The organism is Vibrio hyugaensis (genome assembly GCF_002906655.1).
In the GTDB taxonomy this organism is placed as follows: Bacteria; Pseudomonadota; Gammaproteobacteria; order Enterobacterales; family Vibrionaceae; genus Vibrio; species Vibrio hyugaensis.
This window is the reverse complement of record NZ_CP025794.1, coordinates 2,248,134-2,269,618: the sequence shown is the minus strand read 5'-3', so window position 1 is coordinate 2,269,618 and position 21,485 is coordinate 2,248,134. Positions and strand designations below refer to the sequence as shown.

At 46.6% G+C, this 21,485-nt stretch carries 19 protein-coding genes and 1 riboswitch; of the genes, 10 read left to right on the top strand and 9 right to left on the bottom strand.

The genetic code is table 11. From position 1 onward, the window contains the following. Window positions 1–2 precede the first annotated feature (2 nt). The 4 genes from rarD to ggt all read left to right on the top strand — a co-directional run bounded on the left by rarD (window position 3) and on the right by ggt (window position 4,415). Window positions 3–917: an EamA family transporter RarD gene (rarD, locus tag C1S74_RS11180; protein WP_045403351.1), complete on the top strand. Its 915-nt coding sequence runs from the start codon at window positions 3–5 to the stop codon at window positions 915–917. 71 nt (window positions 918–988) lie between these two features. Further along, the gene (locus tag C1S74_RS11175; RefSeq protein WP_045403349.1) at window positions 989–1,786 is read left to right on the top strand and encodes an AraC family transcriptional regulator; all 798 of its coding nucleotides are present in this window, start codon (window positions 989–991) and stop codon (window positions 1,784–1,786) included. Between the two features lie 91 nt (window positions 1,787–1,877). Further along, window positions 1,878–2,537, top strand: a complete 660-nt coding sequence (locus C1S74_RS11170; RefSeq protein WP_005440026.1) for a LysE family translocator — start codon at window positions 1,878–1,880, stop codon at window positions 2,535–2,537. Between the two features lie 111 nt (window positions 2,538–2,648). Next, window positions 2,649–4,415, top strand: coding sequence for a gamma-glutamyltransferase (ggt, locus tag C1S74_RS11165; protein WP_045403347.1), 1,767 nt, complete (start codon window positions 2,649–2,651; stop codon window positions 4,413–4,415). Between the two features lie 816 nt (window positions 4,416–5,231). Here ggt and uvrD read toward each other — a convergent pair. Next, complete coding sequence (gene uvrD, locus C1S74_RS11155) at window positions 5,232–7,406, bottom strand: DNA helicase II (protein ID WP_038868591.1); 2,175 nt, start codon at window positions 7,404–7,406, stop codon at window positions 5,232–5,234. A 280-nt stretch (window positions 7,407–7,686) separates the two neighbouring features. On the opposite strand from uvrD, the gene C1S74_RS11150 reads away from it, so the two are divergent. The 4 genes from C1S74_RS11150 (at window position 7,687) to C1S74_RS11135 (ending at window position 10,126) form a co-directional block, all read left to right on the top strand. Continuing rightward, complete coding sequence (locus C1S74_RS11150) at window positions 7,687–7,947, top strand: BufA1 family periplasmic bufferin-type metallophore (RefSeq protein ID WP_038868592.1); 261 nt, start codon at window positions 7,687–7,689, stop codon at window positions 7,945–7,947. Between the two features lie 85 nt (window positions 7,948–8,032). Next, on the top strand, window positions 8,033–8,905 hold the full coding sequence (bufB, locus tag C1S74_RS11145; RefSeq protein WP_045403344.1) for an MNIO family bufferin maturase: 873 nt from the start codon (window positions 8,033–8,035) through the stop codon (window positions 8,903–8,905). Beyond that, window positions 8,902–9,660 (top strand): HvfC/BufC N-terminal domain-containing protein, encoded by a 759-nt coding sequence (locus C1S74_RS11140; RefSeq protein WP_045403343.1) that lies wholly within the window; start codon window positions 8,902–8,904, stop codon window positions 9,658–9,660. Before bufB ends, C1S74_RS11140 begins: the two co-directional genes overlap by 4 nt. 10 nt (window positions 9,661–9,670) lie before the next feature. Next, window positions 9,671–10,126 (top strand): DoxX family protein, encoded by a 456-nt coding sequence (locus C1S74_RS11135; protein ID WP_045403341.1) that lies wholly within the window; start codon window positions 9,671–9,673, stop codon window positions 10,124–10,126. A 31-nt stretch (window positions 10,127–10,157) separates the two neighbouring features. Here C1S74_RS11135 and tsrA read toward each other — a convergent pair whose 3' ends face one another. Together tsrA and C1S74_RS11125 are read right to left on the bottom strand one after the other, a co-directional pair. Next, entirely contained in the window at window positions 10,158–10,439 is a 282-nt protein-coding gene (gene tsrA, locus C1S74_RS11130; protein WP_038868597.1) for an H-NS-like global regulator TsrA, read from the bottom strand. Window positions 10,440–10,530: 91 nt separating this feature from the next. Continuing rightward, a complete protein-coding gene (locus C1S74_RS11125) occupies window positions 10,531–11,724 on the bottom strand; it encodes a multidrug effflux MFS transporter (RefSeq protein ID WP_197064562.1) in 1,194 nt (397 codons plus the stop codon). A 107-nt stretch (window positions 11,725–11,831) separates the two neighbouring features. Here C1S74_RS11125 and C1S74_RS11120 point away from each other — a divergent pair, with 107 nt between their 5' ends. Both C1S74_RS11120 and C1S74_RS11115 read left to right on the top strand, forming a co-directional pair. Further along, entirely contained in the window at window positions 11,832–12,773 is a 942-nt protein-coding gene (locus C1S74_RS11120) for a LysR substrate-binding domain-containing protein (RefSeq protein WP_038868610.1), read from the top strand. Window positions 12,774–12,976: 203 nt separating this feature from the next. Beyond that, window positions 12,977–14,767 (top strand): aminopeptidase P family protein, encoded by a 1,791-nt coding sequence (locus tag C1S74_RS11115; RefSeq protein WP_045403339.1) that lies wholly within the window; start codon window positions 12,977–12,979, stop codon window positions 14,765–14,767. Between the two features lie 99 nt (window positions 14,768–14,866). Here the strand turns inward: C1S74_RS11115 and thiH are convergent, their stop codons facing one another. From thiH to thiC, 6 genes are read right to left on the bottom strand one after another with little or no spacing between them, the layout of a single operon-like run. Beyond that, window positions 14,867–15,994 (bottom strand): 2-iminoacetate synthase ThiH, encoded by a 1,128-nt coding sequence (gene thiH, locus C1S74_RS11110; RefSeq protein ID WP_045403337.1) that lies wholly within the window; start codon window positions 15,992–15,994, stop codon window positions 14,867–14,869. A 34-nt stretch (window positions 15,995–16,028) separates the two neighbouring features. Beyond that, window positions 16,029–16,796 (bottom strand): thiazole synthase, encoded by a 768-nt coding sequence (locus tag C1S74_RS11105; protein WP_045403336.1) that lies wholly within the window; start codon window positions 16,794–16,796, stop codon window positions 16,029–16,031. 5 nt (window positions 16,797–16,801) lie between these two features. Then, window positions 16,802–17,056, bottom strand: a complete 255-nt coding sequence (gene thiS, locus C1S74_RS11100) for a sulfur carrier protein ThiS (RefSeq protein WP_005378804.1) — start codon at window positions 17,054–17,056, stop codon at window positions 16,802–16,804. Window positions 17,057–17,094: 38 nt separating this feature from the next. Continuing rightward, entirely contained in the window at window positions 17,095–17,868 is a 774-nt protein-coding gene (locus C1S74_RS11095) for a HesA/MoeB/ThiF family protein (protein ID WP_045403334.1), read from the bottom strand. After that, a complete protein-coding gene (locus tag C1S74_RS11090; RefSeq protein WP_045403333.1) occupies window positions 17,855–19,270 on the bottom strand; it encodes a thiamine phosphate synthase in 1,416 nt (471 codons plus the stop codon). Before C1S74_RS11090 ends, C1S74_RS11095 begins: the two co-directional genes overlap by 14 nt. Next, the gene (thiC, locus tag C1S74_RS11085) at window positions 19,270–21,210 is read right to left on the bottom strand and encodes a phosphomethylpyrimidine synthase ThiC (RefSeq protein WP_045403331.1); all 1,941 of its coding nucleotides are present in this window, start codon (window positions 21,208–21,210) and stop codon (window positions 19,270–19,272) included. Before thiC ends, C1S74_RS11090 begins: the two co-directional genes overlap by 1 nt. A gap of 164 nt (window positions 21,211–21,374) precedes the next feature. Further along, window positions 21,375–21,473: riboswitch (TPP riboswitch) on the bottom strand. Between the last annotated feature and the right edge of the window lie 12 nt (window positions 21,474–21,485).

The window sequence follows — 21,485 nt, the reverse complement described above, 5'->3', positions numbered from 1 at the left end:
CCATGACACCAGAAGAACAACAACGCTCACGGCAAGGCGTCTTGCTTGCTGTTGGTGCGTATACCATGTGGGGCATCGCACCCATTTACTTCAAATCAATTACTGAAGTCTCACCACTAGAGATCTTAAGCCACCGAGTGTTTTGGTCTTTCTTTTTGCTTGCCGCACTCCTTCATTTTGGTCGCCAATGGCGCTCGGTTAGAGACATCATCAAAAATAAAACCAAGATGATGTATTTGATCTCTACTGCTATTTTAGTTGGGGCAAACTGGCTGATCTTCATCTGGGCGGTCACGTCAAATCATATGCTCGATGCCAGTCTCGGCTATTACATCAACCCGTTAATCAATGTGTTACTCGGGATGGTGTTTCTGGGAGAGAGGTTACGTAAGCTGCAATGGTTCGCAGTCGCGCTGGCGGCTTGTGGCGTATTAGTGCAATTAATCGTGTTTGGCTCTGTCCCTGTGGTTGCTATCGCACTCGCAATGAGCTTTGGTTTTTACGGCTTGCTACGTAAAAAAGTCAGTGTTGAAGCACAAACCGGGTTATTCATTGAAACTCTCGTCATGTTGCCTGCGGCAAGTATCTATCTCTTTTTTATTGCCAGCACCCCAACCTCAAACATGTTTGAAAATCCATGGCAGTTGAATACTTTATTGATTGCCGCAGGTGTCATCACTACCCTGCCGCTATTGTGCTTTACCGGTGCAGCTACGCGCCTAAAACTCTCAACTTTGGGCTTTTTTCAGTACATTGGACCGAGCTTGATGTTCTTATTGGCGGTACTGATTTACGGCGAACCGTTCACCAGTGATAAAGCCATCACCTTCGCCTTTATTTGGGGTGCCTTGGTGGTATTTAGCTTTGATGGTCTGCGTAACAACCGTAAGTCACGCAAAGCCATGCAGGCACAGTGATCGTTTTTTACAAGACAAGTTAGAAATTGACGGATAAGCTTGGTCATAATATGACCAAGCTTTTTTATTGAATGGAACAGATCCAATATTACGCAACCGAGCATGACAATCTCAGTTTGATTGAGGCGAAATACCAGACCTTTGCTTTCCAAAGGCATTACCATCTGGATTTTCACCTTGGTCTGATCACGCATGGTGAGCAGAAGTTCCAATATCAGGGCTGCAGTCATCAAGTTGGTCACGGCCAAATCGTTATCATGCCGCCAGATGAGCTGCACGATGGGCAATCTAAGCTCGACAGTGGCTATCAGGTGAATGTGTTTGCGATCGAACCACACCTAATGAGCGATCTGGCTGATCTTAAGCAAAACGGTCAAACAATACACTTCAATGAGCTGATCATCTCGGATCCGCAGATATTTTCACAACTTAGTAACTTACACGGCCTACTTCGCGGTAAAAACATTAGTCAGCTCGCCAAAGATTGCCTTCCTTTTGAAGGGTTTAACCAGCTTTTTGATCGCTACGGATCGCTTGAGCGCCAAAAAGTGGTGCCGCTTGGCAAACAATCTATCGGTTCTCTAAAGGATTACTTAATGGCAAATCTGGACCAAGCTGTGCGTTTGGACTCCTTATCAGAACTGTGCCAACTGAGCCCAACGCAGTTCCAGCGCCACTTTAAAGCGCAAACAGGCATGACACCTTACGCATGGTTCGCACGCCTGCGCCTCGAACAAGGCATGAAGTTACTACAATCTGGTCAATGTGGTACTGACGTCGCCCATCAAATCGGTTTTTACGATCAAGCGCATTTCAGCAAAGCGTTTAAGCAAACCTACGGCGTTTCCCCTTCTCAAGTGACTCGTTAATTTCATTTACCGAGAAAGCTGTCAGTTTTTTACAAGCGCCACAGGTAACTTGCCACGACAATAGCCGCATTGGTTATATTTGAGATGTGTTATGAATGAATCCACCATATTGCTGACGCTCGCCAGCATTCACTTTATTGCCCTAATGAGTCCAGGTCCGGACTTTGCGCTGGTCGTACAAAATGCGACGCGTCACGGTCGTCAAACTGGCTTGTACATTGCGTTGGGATTGTCTGTCGGTATTTTGCTGCACTCTTTGTTCAGCCTGACAGGCGTGAGTTATATCGTCCACCAGCACCCAGTGCTGTACTCCGTGGTGCAACTGCTCGGTGGTAGTTACCTGCTCTATTTAGGTATTGGTGCATTGCGCGCCGTGATCTCAATGATCAAAAATCCACTGGCGGATCAACCTAAGAAGCAAAACAACCTAGTGATCAGTAATAAGCGTCAGGCATTTGCTAAAGGATTTGCGACCAACATTCTTAACCCGAAAGCCTTGGTGTTCTTTATCAGCTTGATGTCGAGTTTAGTCCCAGCGGGTATGTCGATCACTGGCAAAGGCATTGCTCTGGTGATTCTGTTTGGCTTGTCGCTATTCTGGTTCTCTAGCCTTGCATGGATGCTGTCGACGCAGCGCTTACAACGTAAATTACAACAAGCAGGCATCTACATCGACGGTCTGTGTGGCGTGGTATTTACTCTCGTGGGCGGCAGTATTTTGTACCAAACCATCAGCACTTTTATCGGATAAAGTACTGATTTAAAAGCGTAGCACAATCGACATTTCTAAGATTGCTGACTCGACGTGACTCTTCATGGCTGCCAAGCTGAAAGCACAAAACTGGCAACATGGAGAGTCATCATGCATTGGACGTTCAACCGGCTCGTGACCACGGGTCTTTTTCTTACTTCCCCACTCGTCTTATCTACCTCAGCCTTTGCTAACCAAGCGGCAGATGCGATTGCGCCGGAGCACAGCACTGGCTTCGAGCAAAAGCAATTGGTCAAAGCCAAAGACTATATGGTCACAGCTGCCAACCCACTTGCAACCCAAGCCGGGGCAGACGTTCTTGCACAAGGTGGTAATGCTATTGATGCCATGGTTGCCGTGCAACTAATGCTGGGCTTGGTAGAACCGCAATCATCTGGCATTGGTGGTGGTGCCTTCTTAGTGTATTGGGACAGTGAGAAACAAAAACTGACTACATATGATGGACGTGAAACCGCACCGCTCGCCGCGACGCCGAAACTCTTCTTAGATGAAAAAGGACAACCTCTACAATTTTACGATGCGGTTGTAGGTGGGCGTTCCGTTGCTACTCCTGGCACAGTGAAACTACTGTGGGACACGCACCAGAAATACGGCAAGTTGGAATGGAAAAAGATCATCCAACCTGTGATTACCTTGGCTGAGCAAGGTTTCGAAGTGAGTCCTCGCCTCGCGAGTCTGATTGAGAAAGATGCCAAGCGCCTATCACGCTTCCCTGTGACTAAGGCTTACTTCTTTAATCCAGATGGCTCACCAAAAGCCGAAGGCACGTTGTTGAAGAACCCTGAATACGCGCAAACTCTGACGGCAATTGCAGAGCAAGGGGCCAAAGCTTTCTATCAAGGCGATATCGCCACAGATATCATCAAGACAGTACAGAATGCACCGGGCAATCCTGGCGTATTGGCACAACCTGACTTTGATGCGTTCCAAATCAAACAACGTGAACCGGTTTGTGCGGCTTACCAAAGCTATGACATCTGCGGCATGGGACCACCAAGCTCTGGCGCATTGACGGTTGGACAGATTCTCGCGATCACCGAGCAATACGATCTTAAAGGTTGGGGAGCCGAAAGCGCGAAATCATGGCAAGTGATCGCCGACGCGTCTCGCCTTGCGTTCGCGGATCGCGGTAAATACATGGCTGACCAAGATTATGTGCCAATGCCAACCGAAGGCTTGCTTGATAAAGACTATCTAAAACAGCGTGCTGAGCTCATTCAAGTCGGTAAAGCGTTGAGTAAGGTTGAAGCTGGCAATCCTCCTTGGTCCCACGCCATGAACTTAAGCATGGACCAATCGATCGAGCTGCCTTCCACCAGCCATTTCAATATCGTCGACAAGCAAGGCAATGTGGTTTCAATGACAACGACCATTGAGAACGCCTTTGGCTCACGCTTGATGGTGCGCGGCTTCTTGCTCAATAACGAACTTACCGATTTCTCTTTCCGCACGCATCAAGATGGTGTGCCAATCGCGAATCGCTTAGAACCAGGCAAACGCCCACGTTCATCCATGGCGCCAACCATTATGATGAAGGATGATAAACCTTACATGGCAATTGGCTCACCGGGCGGCAGCCGCATCATTGGTTACGTCGCACAAGCCATTATCGCCCACACGCAATGGGATATGGACATCCAAAGCGCGATTAATCAGCCACGATTACTGAACCGTTTTGGCACCTTAGATATTGAGCAAGGTACTGCTGCAGAAGGCTTACAGCCTGAGTTGGAGAAGATGGGTTTTAAAACTGATGTTCGTGATTTGAACTCTGGACTGCATGCGATACGTATAACAAAAGGCGGTCTTGAGGGCGCTGCCGATCCAAGGCGTGAAGGTGCCGCTATCGGGCAGTAAGAGTCTTTCGCTCGACCCCTTGTGCGAGATCTCTCACAAAGGGTTGAGCAAACCTCTCTTTTTGAATGGTAAAACCGTACAACAAAGAGCGTAAGCTATTGAATTTAATGGTTATGTATCTTTTTTGAACGCTAAGAGAGTGAAAAAATGTGAGATTAGCCCGTTGTTGGGAATCGCTAAACACGTAATATTAAACCTGTCGGAAGGATGCTGACACGGAACAGGAAACACCACGGACTTGGTGAACTTCAGGAAGAAGAAACGGTTATTCAGGATGAATAGTCGGGCATGGATTGCAAAATTGGACATTGAACGGAATCAATAGTGACTAGGATGGTTACTACTAAGGACGGGAAATGGACACCTCTGGACGAGGCAAGGATTTGAACATCAGGATGATGTCAGGGACACCGCTCAGGGAACAAGTGATGAGAGCTAACGAGGATGGTTAGCAGACCAGGATAAGGTCAAGGACACCGCTAGGATGGCGACGTAAGGATTAAGCTGACGGATTCAGCACACTATCATGGATTAGATGCATGGAGCACACTTAGTAGCCGGATTGCTGCGAGTAAGACTATAACCCCGATGGGCGAAAGCCCTCGGGGTTTTTCTTTGCCTAAAATTTTTCTCAGCAGATCTACTGAAAGTAGACATTCACCCACAACGCCCACCTTTCACTTCAAACGACATCGTTAAATCGCCGCTTTTGCACTCCATTTATCATTCCATTTTTTACTGCATTAGCGACACAAAAACAGCACAAACAAAAAGAGCCGCCGAAGCAGCTCTTAAGTTGATTAGTTTGGTGAAGTATTACAGTTTCTCTAGTTTCGCGTAAGCAGTCACTAACCACTTAATACCTTCGCCATTAAAAGCAATCTGAACACGGCTTTGTGGACCGCTGCCTTCAAAGTTGATGATGGTACCTTCACCAAACTTTGGATGCATGACGCGAGAACCCAGCGTAAAGCCAGTTTCATTGAAGCTATCTTTCACGACCGTTTGGCTGAATCGGCCACTGCTTGCAGGACGGCTGACTTGTGCTTTCATACGAACTTCATCCAAACATGCTTCTGGTAGCTCACGAATAAAGCGAGATGGCTTATGATACTTATCCTGACCGTACAAGCGGCGCATTTCAGCATAAGTGATGTACAGCTTCTGCATCGCACGAGTCATACCTACATAGCACAAACGACGCTCTTCTTCTAAACGTCCCGCCTCTTCTGCCGACATTTGACTTGGGAACATGCCTTCTTCCACACCAACCATAAACACGAGCGGGAACTCTAGACCTTTCGCGCTGTGCAATGTCATTAGCTGAACCGCATCTTCGAATTCATCTGCTTGTCCTTCGCCCGCTTCTAATGCTGCATGGGTTAGGAATGCCGTCAGCAATGACATGTCTTCGGCTTCTTCTGGTTTCTCGAATTGACGAGTTGCTGTCACCAATTCTTCCAAGTTCTCAATACGCGCCTTAGACTTTTCACCCTTCTCTTGCTCGTACATGGCGAACAAACCTGAGTATTTAATGACATGATCAGCCTGATGATGCAGAGGCATTTCTAACGTGTCATCTTCTAGTGCTGTCACCAACTCAATAAAACGGCTTAATGCCCCTGCCGCTCGGCCTGGTAATACTTGCTCCTCAAGCATGACCATACTCGCTTCCCACATGGTGCAACCGCGATCACGCGCTGCAAAGCGAATGGTTTCTAGAGTTTTATCACCCAAGCCACGCGTGGGTGTATTAACTACACGCTCAAATGCGGCGTCATCGTTACGGTTAGCGATCAAACGCATGTAGCTCAAGGCGTCTTTGATTTCCTGACGTTCGAAGAATCGCATACCACCGTAGATACGGTAAGGCAGGCCAGCTTGAATCAAGGCTTCTTCCAGAACACGCGATTGGGCGTTGTTACGGTAGAGCATGGCAGCGTCATTCAGTGCGCCGCCTTTTTCTTGCCACTCTTTGATTTTGTTAACCGCAAAACGCGCTTCATCCAATTCGTTGTAAGCGCTGTAAACTGAGATAGGCTCACCGACAACACCATCAGTCCAAAGCTCTTTACCCATACGTTCAGTGTTATTGGCAATTAGGGTGTTAGACGCTTCCAAAATGGTCTTGGTTGAACGATAGTTTTGTTCAAGACGGATGGTATTCACGCTTGGGAATTCCAGCGTAAACTTCTCAATATTCTCAATTTTCGCGCCACGCCAACCGTAAATAGATTGGTCATCATCACCAACGATCATCACGTGACACTCAGGGCCCGCCATCATACGTAGCCAAGCGTATTGGATGTTGTTGGTATCTTGGAACTCGTCCACCAAGATGTGCTTAAAGCGTGCTTGGTAGTGTTCACGAACGAACTTGTTATCACGCAGTAGCTCATGTGCGCGCAGCAAGATTTCCGCAAAATCGACTAATCCAGCGCGATCGCACGCCTCTTGATAAGCGGTATACAACTGTAGGTATGTCTTGGTCACTGGATCGTGGTACGCATCAATGTGTGACGGACGTAGACCCTCGTCTTTTTTGCCGTTAATCCACCATGATACTTGGCGTGCAGGCCATTGCTTCTCATCTAAGTTTTGCGCTTTGATTAAACGCTTCAATAGACGTAACTGATCGTCGCTATCGATAATTTGAAAATCTTCCGGTAGCTTGGCATCAAGATAATGTGCACGCAGAATACGGTGACAAATCCCGTGGAAAGTACCATTCCACATTCCGCCTGCACTGCCCATCATGAGCTCTTCGATACGTCCACGCATCTCTGCCGCGGCCTTATTGGTAAAGGTTACCGACATAATCGAGAACGGAGATGCCTGCTCGACCGACATCAACCAAGCAATGCGGTGAACAAGAACGCGTGTCTTACCACTCCCTGCACCAGCAAGGACGAGCAAGTTTTCTAGAGGTGCGGCAACGGCTTCACGTTGTTTATCGTTCAAACCGTCGACTAATAGAGAGGGATCCATCATGATGAGAGCTACTGGTTATTTATACATAAAAATAGATTATAACCTAAACAACCTCCTCAGATTAGACAAAAATTCATAAAAAATTCGATGTTTTTTTACTCGACGCATCAATAAGTTATATAAATTCCACTCTTTAAAACCATTTGTTTCGAAAATTTCTCTGAAAGTTTTTTAGCCAGTTTCCTATCTTTTAAGTTAAGCAAGTTGATAACAAAAACGCCACAACAGGCGATTCATCTTGCCAACTTAAAGTAAAGGAAATCATTCAGAGGAATTTATTATGAAAAAGTCGAATCTAGCTGTTACTGCTGCTGTTACTGGCCTTCTAGCTCTTGGTGGCACAATGCTAACTGCAGCTCCAGCTGTCGCAGCTGATAAAGAAAAATGCTACGGCGTTTCAAAAGCAGGCAAAAACGACTGTGCAACGAAGAGCAGTTCTTGTGCTGGTACAGCTAAAGAAGATAACCAAAAAGATGCATTCGTAGTCGTACCAAAAGGTCTATGTGACAAGCTAGTTGGTGGTAGCACTTCTTCTTCATAATCTTTCAGAGCTACCTCCTATTAGGATGCGTTGACGCTCAACCAACGCATCCTTCTCTCTCACCTCATTTGAAAAGGAGTTTCACGTGAAACACCACACCTTCCATGAACTTGTTGGTGTTGGATTGCGAACCCCTCACCTCGATTACTTTAGCCAAAACAAACCCGAACTTTCTTGGCTAGAAATCCATAGTGAGAATTACTTCCAGCCAAATGCGACAGAGCGCCATCAATTACAAAACCTACGAGAACATTACCAGATCAGTTGTCACGGTATAGGCTTATCTTTAGGGTCAGTTGAACGTGTAAATCAACAGCACTTAGCACAGTTGAAAGCATTGATTGACTTCATTGAACCTATCCTAGTATCTGACCATTTAAGCTGGAGTGAAAACGGCGGGCATTATTTCAATGATTTACTGCCACTCCCATACACAGAGGAAGCACTCGCAGTATTCGTTCGTAATGTCAATGAAGTACAAGACTACCTACAACGGGAGATCTTAATAGAGAACCCATCCAGTTATGTGAAGTTTCAACATTCAACCATTAGCGAATGGGAGTTTCTTACCGAAGTGCAAAAACGCACCGACTGTCGTTTATTGCTCGATTTAAACAATGTTTATGTTTCGGCGTTCAACCACGGTTTTGATTGCGACACATACCTAGATGCGATTCCAGCCGACAAAGTGGATGAGATTCACTTGGCAGGTTTTACTATCAAACAACTCGACAAAGGCGAGATATGGATTGATACCCATAGCCGCCCAGTCAGCGATGAAGTTTGGCAGCTGTTCGCACAATGGACAAAAAAACACGGTCCACGTCATGCATTGATTGAATGGGACTTGGATATCCCCGCGCCAGAAGTCTTGCTCGGAGAAGCACAGAAAGCATCGCAACTGCTGTTGCAAGGCGCACTCCCAAGTGAACAAAGCGAACCAAGGAAGGCATCATGAATCTAGCCACCTTACAAAGCCAGTTTGCTAAAGCCCTACATTATCAAGCACTCGGCGAAGATTGCGATATTGCCAGTGATGAGTTTACCGCTGATGAACGCATGCAGATTTACCGCAATAACTTTATCGTCAGCTTAAGCGAAGTGTTGTCCGCTACCTACCCAATGGTTGAAGCGCTACTTGGTGAAGAATGCTTCGAACAGATGGCTCGCCAGCATGTTCTCACTTATCCATTAGAAGAAGGAAATGTGGTGCATTATGGCGAAGGCTTTCAAGATACCATCATGCAGTTCAGCCAGGTGATAGCACAAGCCCCCTACAGCCCTGAAGTCGCACGCTTCGAGTGGCATATCGACCTCGCTCGTCAAGCACAGTATGAACAATCCAATGCGGCAGCATTAAAACCGCTTGCGTTACTTGGCGAAGTGAGTGAAGAGCAACAGTCCGCTTTGGTTTTGCACCTTAAACAAGGCTGCCGAAGCTTTGACTCCAGTTACGCGGTATTTGATTTGTTTGGCGCGATTCAAACTGGGCAATTCGAACAACTTAATATCAACCAATTACAACAAGGTGTCATCTCGATTCAAGCCAATGGAGAAGCCTTGTGTCACGCACTCGATGCCAATGTGTTCCAACTGCTGCAATGTTTAGAGCAGAAACAAAGCTTGAGCGAAATACCTGAAGCACTACTCGCTCATCTTAATAGCATCATGGCACTCGATCTCGTTGACGGCTTTACATTGAAATCAATCTAAGGAGCACTCTATGACGGATACGGTTAAAAACTTAGTGAATCGGTACGACGATTTAATCAGTACCCTACAAACTAGCTTTGTCCCTTTACTACTTCTCTTTTGTCGCTTGTGGGTAGCGTGGGTGTTCTTCAATTCAGGGCTAATCAAACTCTCATCTTGGGATAGCACACTGTATTTATTTGAGCTGGAATACCAAGTGCCAATACTGCCATGGGAATTGGCGGCTTACCTAGGTACGGCTGCAGAATTGGTTCTACCGGTGTTCTTGGCACTAGGATTGATTACCCGTCCGATGGCTGCGATTCTGTTTGTGTTCAACATCATCGCCGTGGTCTCTTACCCACTGTTGTGGGAGAAAGGTTTCTATGATCACCAACTTTGGGGATTGATGATTCTTGTAGTGATTGTGTGGGGGCCAGGGCCTTTATCTCTCGACCACATTATCAAGAAGAAAGTCACTAACTAAAAAAATCCCCGCATAATGCGGGGATTTTTTATTACTTGTTCAAGTAAGCCAGTAACTCTTCTGCTGAGATACCTTGCTTCGCGAGGTCTTTTGCCATCTGCTCTACTTGCTCGCCTTTACGTGACTCAATCACTTGCTGAAATTGATACACAAGATCACGCAAGACTGGCAATGGAACTTGTTTTGCCGCACTACGAATACGCTCAGAGCTTTGGTTACCCAATTCGTTGAGCAACTTACCAAACATCACCTTTTCTGGTGACTCTTCCATTTGCTCTAAGATACGAGCCATTTCATACGTGGTTAACGACATTACTTTTTGAGTTCCGTTATGGTGTCGAGAAAAGTTTGAACGACAAATATACACGCGTTAGTAACATTGGAAAATACTAAATTACCGAGTTTTACGCATTCACTAATTTTGTATGCCAGTTCTTGCCTGCTTTCGTGAACAGAATCAGCAATGCTGGAAGTAGAACCCACATATGAATTGCGATCAGGGTTTGTGGGTCAAGTGATAGACGCTGTAGCGTACCTACTAATAAACCAGAACCGCTCATTTGGAACAAGCCAAGTAACGCTGCCGCTGTGCCCGCTTTATCACCAAACGGCTCTAACGCTTTACCTGCTGCTGCACCGAGAATCCAAGCGAAGCCAACCGATGAGATAAAGATTGGCAGCATGAAAGACAGCGCCGTGTTGTGTCCTTTCATCACCATCATGATAACGCCAGCTATCGAGAGTAAGCTAATACCAACAACCAGTGAATTGTGCGTACCCCAGCGATCCATGAATTTCGGTGCCAACATACAAGCTGCAATATTAAACGCCGCGTTAAGACCAAACCAGAAGGTAAACTCGTTCATGGATAAACCCATGCCCGTCATTAGAACGCCAGGAGCTGATGTGACGTAAGCAAGAATGACCGCCATCGCCATTAGACACAATGATGCATGGAAAATGAATGACGGCGTGCTTAATACAGACCAATAACGGCTCAGTTTAAATACCGCCTGCTTTTCTGTTGCAGGGTTGGTTTCCTTCATTCCAAAGAAAATCATCGTTCCGGCAATCACAGCGAAGCCGGCCATGAAGCTGAAGTTTGCACGCCAATCGAATTGCTGGGTTAACCAACTGCCTAAAATAGGCGCCAATGCCGGGATAAAGCAGATCGCCCCGTTAAGGTAACTGATCATTTTGCCACTTTTTTCCGGACCAAAGATATCGCGAACTGTTGCAAAGGCTGCTACAGATGTTGCACATGCACCTAAGCCTTGTAGCAAACGAGCCGTCAACATCCACTCAATATTTTGAGCACTCCACGCCAATAAAGCGCTCAATGCGTAGATGGTGATGCCTCCCAATGCAACAGTTCGACGTCCGAGTTTATCTGCCAAGGGGCCTGCGAATAGCTGACCAACGCCCATAGCAAATAGGAACCAAGTGATGGTGTCTTGTGCCAATGCATTTTCTACCTGAAAAGTGGATGCGATAAGAGGCAAAGCAGGTAGATAGATATCAATCGCAAGCGGACTGAACAGAACTAACATGGTCAACAGCGCCATCTGTTTTTTGCTATTTGTAATATGGCTAGACACAAAACACTCCAAATTGAATAAGAACTTTTGAGCAAAGCTTAATCATCTGATGATATGAATGGAAATGATGTATACTCATGACCATTATTCCAATGAGGAAAATCACAGTGAACGTAGAGAAACTGGTACGCATCGACCTCAACTTGTTGGTCTGTTTTAAGGTACTAATCGAGGAGTTGAATGTTACTCGAGCTGCACACCGACTCTGTTTGAGTCAGTCTGCAGTGAGTAAATCTTTGGCCAAGTTACGCACTCAGTTTGATGACCCTTTGTTCACACGAAACTCGCATGGATTGACGCCAACACCACGAGCTTTGTTCCTCAAACCGAAACTGGATCTGTTGATAAATCAACTTGATGTCCTGACTCAACCAGAAGAGTTCTCACCACAGAGCAGTGAATACCGTTTTCAAATTGCTGCGGTGGAGAGTGTCTACCCGTTGATTTTGCCCCACTTCTTGCCAGCAATATTCCAACAAGCACCTGGCGTGACCATCAGCACGCATCCATGGTCTGAACAGACTTTTAAAATGATTCAACGTGGTGAGATTGATTTGGGTATGACGGGGCGAGATATCGACATCAACGATGCCAAGCTGACTATGTTGCCGCCCGATGACATTTGTGAACAGGAAATCTATCGCGACCACCAAATGTGTATCGTGCGTAAAGACCACCCGGCTTTGCGTGGTAACTGGAACTTAGAAGCTTACCTAGCCCTGCGTCATGTACAGGTGCGTTGTGATGGCAACGACCGTTGGTTGCTCGACTATCGTTTAGCCGACATTGGTCGCGAGCGTGACATCGCAGTCACCGTCCCGGACTTTAACAGCGCTGCCAGTTTGTGTTCTTACACCGATTTTGTGTTTACTGCGCCAAGCCACTTTGTGAAGCTGGCAGCCAAGCAACACGACATGGCATTGCTGCCACTGCCACTCGAATTCCCACCAATGGCTTACACTTTGTTCTGGCACAGAGACAGAGAAAATGACCCAGCTTTAACTTGGCTACGTACCATGATCACGCAAAAAACCGATCATCTTAGATAAAAATCCCGGACGCGATTTGCGCTCTTACGATAAAATGAGTAGCTTAACAGTCGATAGTCCTTTTTGGCTCATCTATGGCCTGTTGTACTCCGACTCTATTGAAGTGATTGCGAACCTCAATGGAATCGTAAACTGCATGAAGCAGATGGAAACAGCTCCCACACCTGAGCATGAAGGAGCGGTAATTTGAAGGAATAACACAGATGCACAACGATACCCAAAGCCGCGTGAATGCAATTCGCGAATGGCTAGCACAACATAATATTGATGCCCTACTTGTCCCACATGAAGACGAGTACTTAGGCGAATACGTACCAGCGCACAACGAGCGTTTACATTGGCTAACTGGTTTTACCGGTTCTGCTGGTGCTGCGGTAATCACCAAAGACAAAGCCGCTATCTTTGTTGATGGTCGCTACACGGTACAAGTAACCAAGCAGGTTCCTGCTGATCTATTCGAATACCGTCACCTGATTGAAGAGCCCGCGTTAGATTGGATTAAAGACCATCTAGCGAATGGCGCGTCTGTGGCAATCGACCCTCGCATGCACAACTCTGCTTGGCTAGACATGGCACAAGCAAAACTTGCAGGTGCACTTGAACTTAAGATTCTCGACAGCAACCCAATTGATGAGCTATGGCACGACCGCCCTGCTCCTGTGGTTTCTGATGTTCGCCTAATGGCAACAGAAGCAGTTGGTCAATCAAGTGAAAGCAAACGTCAAGAAATCGCAGAGCTCGTGAAAAAAGCCGGCGCAGACAGCGCAGTGATCACAGCACTTGATTCTATCTGTTGGCTGCTCAACGTTCGTGGTCTAGATGTATCACGTCTACCAGTTCTGCTTTCTCACGCGATTCTACACTCAGATTCAAGTGTGGAATACTTCCTAGATCCAGCTCGCCTACCTGCTGAGTTTGACGCTCACGTTGGTGCCGGCGTAACAGTTCATCACCCAGAAGCATTACAAGCACGACTAGAAACTCTAACTGGCAAGAATGTACTGGTTGACCCTGCGACAAGTAACGCATGGTTTAAGTTGGTTCTACAAAATGCTGGCGCATCAGTGGTGAGTAAAGCTGACCCATGCCTAATGCCAAAAGCGGCGAAGAACGCAGTTGAAATCGCAGGCATGAAAGCATGTCATATCCGTGATGGCGTGGCGATGAGCAAGTTTCTATCTTGGTTAGATGCTGAAGTCGTTGCGGGTAACCTGCATGATGAAGCGACGCTGGCAGACAAACTGGAAGCGTTCCGTAGCGAAGACCCGACACTTATGGATCTTAGCTTCGATACCATTTCAGCTGCGGGCGGCAACGCGGCGATGTGTCACTACAACCACGAGAACCAACCTGAACCTGGCAAGCTAGAACTGAACACACTTTACCTAGTGGATTCAGGCGGTCAGTATCTAGATGGCACTACCGACATCACGCGTACAATTGCGATCGGTCAGCCTTCACAAGAGATGATTAAACAATTCACTCTCGCGCTAAAAGGTCACATCGGTGTTGCTCGCGCACGTTTCCCGAAAGGCACACGTGGTTACCAAATCGATACACTAGCTCGTCAGCACCTATGGGCGGAAGGCTACGATTACGATCACGGTACTGGTCACGGTGTTGGTCACTTCCTAAGTGTTCATGAAGGCCCAGCGAGCATTTCGAAGAAACAAATCGACGTGCCTCTAACAGAAGGTATGGTGCTATCCAACGAGCCAGGTTACTACCGTGCAGATGCATTCGGTATCCGTATTGAAAACCTAGAGCTTGTTGTTGAAACACCAACTAACGGAGACTTCCCTGTGCTGTCATTTGAGTCGCTAACACGCTGCCCAATCGACAAGCGCAACATCAACGTTGATATGCTAACTCGTCCAGAACTTGCTTGGCTGAATGATTACCATCAGAAAGTATGGGATGAGATCAGCGCGCTAGTTGAAGGTGATGTTAAAAAGTGGCTTCGTCAAGCAACGCTACCTGTAGCACACAGCTAGAAGCTAGAAAAAAGTAGAGGGTTGATGTTTTGCATCAACCCTCTTTTTTGCCTATGTTTCACGTGAAACATAACGATGACCAGTGGCTTTCTTTGCTACTTAACCAGAATACGCCGAGTGCCAATCTCGCCATACTGGGTCAAAGCCTTTGGCTCGAATCATATCTTCCACAGAACCCGCACTTCGTTCATCGCTGATCTCAAACTGCTCGAGCTCAACATCATCCATCGCATAACCACCCGGCTGAGTTTTCGATGCGGCAGACATACTGGTGATACCTAACGGCAATGCGTTGTCTCTGAACTTAGGTGACTCACGCGTCGATAACGACAACTCCACTTCTGGATTCAACAAACGATAAGCGCAAATCAACTGAACAAGCTGCTTATCCGTCATTACTGATTTTGGCTGCTTTCCATTTAAAGAACTGGCCCCCTCACAAGGGCGCAAACGCGGAAATGAAATCGAGTAACGAGTCTGCCAATACGTGCGCTCAAGATAGTCCAAGTGCGCTGCCACATAAAAGCAGTCGGTACGCCACTCTTCCAATCCTATCAAAGCGCCAATACCGATCTTATCGATGCCAGCTTTTGCAAGACGATCGGGTGTATCCAACCGATATTCGAAATCCATCTTATTGCCACGCAAATGGTGCTCAGCATAAGTCGAAGGATGATATGTTTCTTGATAGACCATCACCGCATCTAAACCCAATGTCTTGAGCTCTACGTATTCGTCTTGATCTAGCGGCTGCACTTCCATCGCTAAATAGTTAAAACGTTGCTTAATCATCGGCACCATTTCGCGAAAGTATTTCATGCCCACTTTGGTTTCGTGTTCGCCAGTTACCAGCAATACGCTATCAAATTTCATGCGTTTAATGGCTTCGATTTCTGCAGTCACTTCGTCCCTATTCAAGGTACGACGCTTGATTCTATTCTCCATTGAGAAGCCACAATAAGTACAAGCGTTGGCGCACAAGTTTGAAAGATACAATGGAATATAAAGCGACATGGTATTGCCAAAACGCTTGCGAGTTGCCGAGTATGACAACTGCGCCATTTGCTCTAAGTATGCTTCAGCCGCAGGTGAAATTAGCGCTTTAAAATCTTCCAAATCACGCTTGGGCTTATTCAATGCTCGCTCAACATCTTGTTCCGTTTTCGCGTAGATCGACATCGAAATGTCATCCCAATTGAGCTGCTTAAATTGTTCAACGAAGCTCATGTTTTCCTCGCTTAATAGCTAAACCAATCTAGGACTAAAGCTCATCTAGGAATGACGTCAGTGGACTCGACGCAACCGCATGAGAAACCTTACCAGCAAGTCCGGCTTCATAAGCCATACGCCCCGACTCTACCGCCAACTTAAATGCTCTCGCCATCGCAACGGGATCGCTCGAAGCCGCAATCGCGGTATTAACGAGCACGGCATCCGCGCCCATTTCCATCGCACGTGCGGCATGTGAAGGTGTACCGATACCCGCATCGACAACGACAGGAACATTGGCTTGGTCGATGATGATCTCTAAGAAGTCGTGAGAAACTATCCCTTTGTTGGAACCGATCGGCGCACCTAATGGCATAACCGCAGCACAGCCTACTTCTTCCAATCGTTTACACAGAACCGGGTCAGCATGACAATAAGGAAGCACAATGAAACCTTCACGAACCAGTTGCTCAGCGGCTGCAAGCGTCTCAATTGGATCGGGCATCAAGTACTTCGGGTCTGGATGAATTTCCAGTTTTAACCAGTTAGTACCTAACGCTTCTCGGGCCAGCTGTGCCGCAAATACGGCATCTTTAGCATTCTTTGCACCCGAGGTGTTCGGCAATAAGTTCACACCTGCTTGTACTAACGGCAGCAAAATATCATCTTGTTGGTCGTTCACATCTACACGCTTCAACGCCATGGTCGCAAGTTGAGATCCCGACACTTGAATCGCTTCTGCCATTAATCGGCTGTTGGCAAACTTCCCTGTTCCTGTGAACAGTCTTGATTCGAATTGTTTATCACCAATTTTAAGCATCGACTTTAACCCCCTGCGATCGCTTGAAACAAAGAGATGCTATCTCCCTGTGAAAGAACTGTGCTAGCCCACTCACTGCGCGGCACAACATTGTTATTAATTGCAAAAACACAGCCCATTTCAGGCAGCGCAAATTGACTAATGATTTGCTGTAGATTCGACTCACTGGCAACTTGATGTGACTGGTCATTAATGACAATAGTGATCACATCTAAGTCAGCAGCGGTCATTTGTGTTGTTTGTTGTTCTGATAACGTCATTGCTTCCAACTCTCTTAATTCTGCCCATTACTCGTAAGCTAAACCTGAGCACACACTTGGCACTGTTTGTCTTTGCTTATCGCCATGATTTGCCATTGCAGTTTCAACCCATCAAACAGATGTAACTTGGCAGTCTCGACATGAAACTTCCCCGTCGCCAGTTTTTGAATTGCTGCTATCGCTTGGTAGTTGCCAAGTGTGCCCACCACCGGACCGACGACACCGCTCTCACTGCACTTTTGAGTTTGTGGTAATTCGTCAAACGGATACAAACAGCGGTAACACACTTTACTCTGCGCTTCTTGTTCACTTGGTGTTTGGTAATCAAAGACTGCGAATTGCCCTAGCCAACCAATTGCCGCCGCTGAGATGAGCGGCGTATTTTGCTCGAAACAAACTCGGTTAATTAACTGCCGCGTTGGCATGTTATCGGTGCAGTCCAACACCACATCCGCTAGCATCGCCTCAAGCTGCAGCTGTGCTTTGTCTAATCGCTTATTGAGGGCACGAACTTGAACCATAGAATTAAGGTCAGTGAGCTGTTTTACAGTTGCTTCTGTTTTCGCAACTTGAAGGTCTTGTTCACGATAAAGGATCTGACGCTGTAGGTTACTGCTATCAACTTCATCGTCATCAACCACAACCAATTTACCAACGCCCGCTGCAGCCAAGTACAAACTCGCTGCGCTCCCTAATCCACCACAACCGATGATCAGCACATGCGATTTGCTCAAACGCTCTTGCCCAACTTCGGCAATTTCAGGCAGAGCGACTTGGCGTTGATAGCGAAGGAACTGCTTATCCGTGAGCATGCTCGCCTCTCTTGATATCCGCCAATTCACTATTCTGCTCAGTAAACGTTAGTTGTCTTTCCTTCATCAGTTGTGCGAAGAACTCGATGACGGACTGAGGTGATTCTGCCAACGTAATAGCACGCACAACTGCCAAGCTAGAGACGCCCGTTTGCCAAACTTGGTCAGCATTAGATTGGTCAATGCCACCAATTGCTACCGTCGGAAAACCGAGTGAATCGCTACTCATTGCTTTGTCTTTTGAAGGACGGAAAGCAGCCTCTGTATTTGTATAAGGAATGCTATCAATCAGTTTTTGATACAGTGCCAAGCGCACCAAACCTTGTGGTTTCGATGGCATCTGTTTTGTGGTGGTTGGGAAAATATGCCCTAGCGCGATGTAACTAGGATGAATTTGTACGATGCGCAGTAGCTCATAATAACCATGAGTAGAAAGACCAAGACGAATGCCGGCTTTAGTTAGCTGAGCCAAATTCGATTCTTCTATGTCTTCTTGTCCTAGGTGAACGCCATAAGCGCCATGCTTGATTGCCAACTGCCAATAGTCATTGATGAACACTTGCGCTTGATACTGACGACCTAGCTCAATTGCTCGAATGATCTGTTGTTCCAAATCGACTTGTTGTGGGTTCTTGATTCGTAGTTGAATAGTGTTAATGCCTAAAGGCAGTAAACGCTCAATCCAAGCGACATCATCAACGACTGGATAGAGCCCTAGACTTTGCTTAGTTAGAGTTGGAAAGCTAACGCTCTCTCCTTGTGCTGACCAACCAACTTGAATACCGAGTCGGTTATCTTCCAGTACAGGTGTGGGGAAATCATCAAATTGGTCAGCCCACTGAGTTGATTGCCCCTCGTCAAGGTTGTCATTCGATAGTGTTTCACGTGAAACATTCGCTTGTTGAGTTAGCATTCCTCGAGCAAGTGTTAACGCATCTTCGATAGGAAAACCGAGTACTGTCAGCGTTACTATCCAAGCAAGGTGATGTTCGGGATCGAACATTGCGTTGAGTTTGGACTTAACAGAAAGCGCTCTTACTTCGTTGTTAATTGGGTGACGCCAGATATCAAGCTGAAGCACTTTCTCCTTTTCATCGGAAACCTGATTATCAGCAATACCAATATAAATCACTTTCGACGGTTGCTTAGCACACGCTTCTACCGACAAAGTAGAACGGTAATAAAGCGTAAATGAACTCTCATGCTCAGAGTCATAATCATTAATAAGATCTGTCGTTATGTTTGTGGTCTGTTGGTCGTGAACAAGCTGAATAAATTGAGTTGGGCTCACACCCAACTCAATGTCTTCAATGCTAAAACCCTGTTCTTTCGCCAACAACAAACATTGCTGAACTAAACCTGTTAGTTCAATCAATGATGACGGAATAAGGATTTTGCTCATTAATCACTTACCTCGGCATGTGCTGCTGGATGGTATAACTCAGAACCTGTATCTCTAAATTCTTGCGATTTCTGACGCATCCCCTCGAGAGGATCATCGAGCATTTTGATCGAGATAGCTTGGTCCGCAGCAACTTGCTCTGTGTCTTTCGCGTACTCTCGTACCTCTTGCGAAATCTTCATGGAGCAGAACTTTGGTCCACACATCGAACAGAAGTGAGCAACTTTTCCAGACTCTTGAGGCAAGGTTTCATCATGGAAAGCGCGTGCGGTATCTGGGTCGAGTGACAAGTTGAATTGGTCTTCCCAGCGGAACTCGAAGCGAGCCTTAGAAAGCGCATTATCACGAACTTGAGCGCCAGGGTGTCCTTTCGCCAAATCAGCGGCGTGTGCAGCAAGCTTGTAAGTGATCATGCCTACCTTCACGTCTTCTTTGTTTGGTAAGCCAAGATGCTCTTTAGGAGTTACGTAGCAAAGCATCGCACAGCCATACCAGCCAATCATGGCAGCGCCAATGCCTGACGTAATATGATCGTAACCAGGAGCGACGTCTGTCGTCAGTGGACCAAGGGTGTAGAACGGAGCTTCATGGCAGTGCTCTAGCTGCTCTTCCATGTTCTCTTTGATCATGTGCATTGGAACATGACCAGGACCTTCGATAATGACCTGTACGTCATATTCCCACGCAATCTTGGTCAACTCACCAAGGGTACGAAGCTCTGCAAATTGCGCTTCGTCGTTAGCATCGGCAACCGAGCCAGGACGCAGACCATCACCGAGAGAAAGCGCCACATCATACTTAGCACAGATTTCACAAATCTCTCGGAAGTGGGTATATAAGAAGCTTTCTTGGTGATGCGCTAAACACCATTTCGCGATGATAGAACCACCACGAGAAACAATGCCAGTAACGCGTTTTGCAGTCATTGGCACATAACGAAGTAGTAAGCCGGCATGGATAGTGAAGTAGTCAACGCCCTGCTCTGCTTGCTCAATCAGAGTATCGCGCATCACTTCCCAGTTAAGGTTTTCCGCAACACCGTTCACTTTCTCAAGCGCTTGGTACATAGGTACGGTACCGATCGGAACCGGACTATTACGCAGAATCCACTCGCGAGTTTCGTGGATGTTACGTCCAGTAGAGAGATCCATAACGGTATCACCACCCCAACGCGTCGCCCAGACTAACTTCTCTACTTCTTCCTCAATCGAAGAAGTGACCGATGAGTTACCGATGTTGGCGTTCACTTTGACCAAAAAGTTACGTCCAATGATCATTGGTTCGGATTCTGGGTGGTTGATATTAGAAGGAATAATTGCGCGACCTTCAGCAACTTCTCTGCGTACAAACTCGGCGGTAATGTCTTTTGGGAGATTCGCTCCGAAGCTTTGACCCGGATGTTGTTGATTCAGCACTTCATCACGGTATTGAGCACGCCCCATATTTTCACGTAAGGCGATGTATTCCATTTCTGGGGTAATAATACCTTTGCGAGCATAGTGTAATTGAGTCACGCACTGCCCACCTTTAGCACGTCGAATGCGTGGTAGATTGCCGTAACGAAGATCGTCTAACGTTTCGTCTTCTAAGCGTTCTTTGGTGTATACCGAACTTACTTCATCAAGTAGCTCAGTATCGGCACGATCTTCAATCCACCCTTCTCTCAGCTTAGGTAAGCCGTTGTAGAGGTCTATGGTGTGTTCTGGATCTGTGTATACACCCGAGGTATCGTAAACGCGTACAGGCTCATTAGGCTCGAAAATAGGCGCTTCTTTTGTGCCTCCAATAAGGCTGTCAGCGAGTGATATTTCACGCATTGGCACACGAATATCGGGACGTGAACCCCCTACGTAGACTTTGCTTGAATTTGGGTACGGTTGTACCGAGAGTGTATCAATGAACTGTTTTGCTTCCAGTCTCGCTTGCTTGCGACTCGACATAGCATTTTTCCTTGCTTTGTTATGCTTAGATAAAAAGTATTGGGATAAAAATGCTTGGCGGATAGATGCGACAAGAGGAATCGAATTAAGGAAGATTGAGTGAGTGCTCTTCGTCTATAACAACATTCGATTATTTGATAGGTCGACCAGATAGAGCTCTGGTGTAAATATCTTCTCTTGTTCCCTTCGCAGATTCTAATCTGATCAGGTTCAACGGATCCCGAATTAACGGTCTCAGCCTTATGGCACTCCGACAAGTAAAATCAGTATATAAA

Coding starts and splice junctions, on each gene's coding strand:
- rarD (WP_045403351.1), top strand. CDS start 3: ATGACACCAGAAGAACAACAACGCTCACGGCAAGGCGTCTTGCTTGCT.
- C1S74_RS11175 (WP_045403349.1), top strand. CDS start 989: ATGGAACAGATCCAATATTACGCAACCGAGCATGACAATCTCAGTTTG.
- C1S74_RS11170 (WP_005440026.1), top strand. CDS start 1,878: ATGAATGAATCCACCATATTGCTGACGCTCGCCAGCATTCACTTTATT.
- ggt (WP_045403347.1), top strand. CDS start 2,649: ATGCATTGGACGTTCAACCGGCTCGTGACCACGGGTCTTTTTCTTACT.
- uvrD (WP_038868591.1), bottom strand. CDS start 7,406: ATGATGGATCCCTCTCTATTAGTCGACGGTTTGAACGATAAACAACGT.
- C1S74_RS11150 (WP_038868592.1), top strand. CDS start 7,687: ATGAAAAAGTCGAATCTAGCTGTTACTGCTGCTGTTACTGGCCTTCTA.
- C1S74_RS11140 (WP_045403343.1), top strand. CDS start 8,902: ATGAATCTAGCCACCTTACAAAGCCAGTTTGCTAAAGCCCTACATTAT.
- C1S74_RS11135 (WP_045403341.1), top strand. CDS start 9,671: ATGACGGATACGGTTAAAAACTTAGTGAATCGGTACGACGATTTAATC.
- tsrA (WP_038868597.1), bottom strand. CDS start 10,439: ATGTCGTTAACCACGTATGAAATGGCTCGTATCTTAGAGCAAATGGAA.
- C1S74_RS11115 (WP_045403339.1), top strand. CDS start 12,977: ATGCACAACGATACCCAAAGCCGCGTGAATGCAATTCGCGAATGGCTA.
- thiH (WP_045403337.1), bottom strand. CDS start 15,994: ATGAGCTTCGTTGAACAATTTAAGCAGCTCAATTGGGATGACATTTCG.
- C1S74_RS11105 (WP_045403336.1), bottom strand. CDS start 16,796: ATGCTTAAAATTGGTGATAAACAATTCGAATCAAGACTGTTCACAGGA.
- thiS (WP_005378804.1), bottom strand. CDS start 17,056: ATGACGTTATCAGAACAACAAACAACACAAATGACCGCTGCTGACTTA.
- C1S74_RS11095 (WP_045403334.1), bottom strand. CDS start 17,868: ATGCTCACGGATAAGCAGTTCCTTCGCTATCAACGCCAAGTCGCTCTG.
- C1S74_RS11090 (WP_045403333.1), bottom strand. CDS start 19,270: ATGAGCAAAATCCTTATTCCGTCATCATTGATTGAACTAACAGGTTTA.
- thiC (WP_045403331.1), bottom strand. CDS start 21,210: ATGTCGAGTCGCAAGCAAGCGAGACTGGAAGCAAAACAGTTCATTGAT.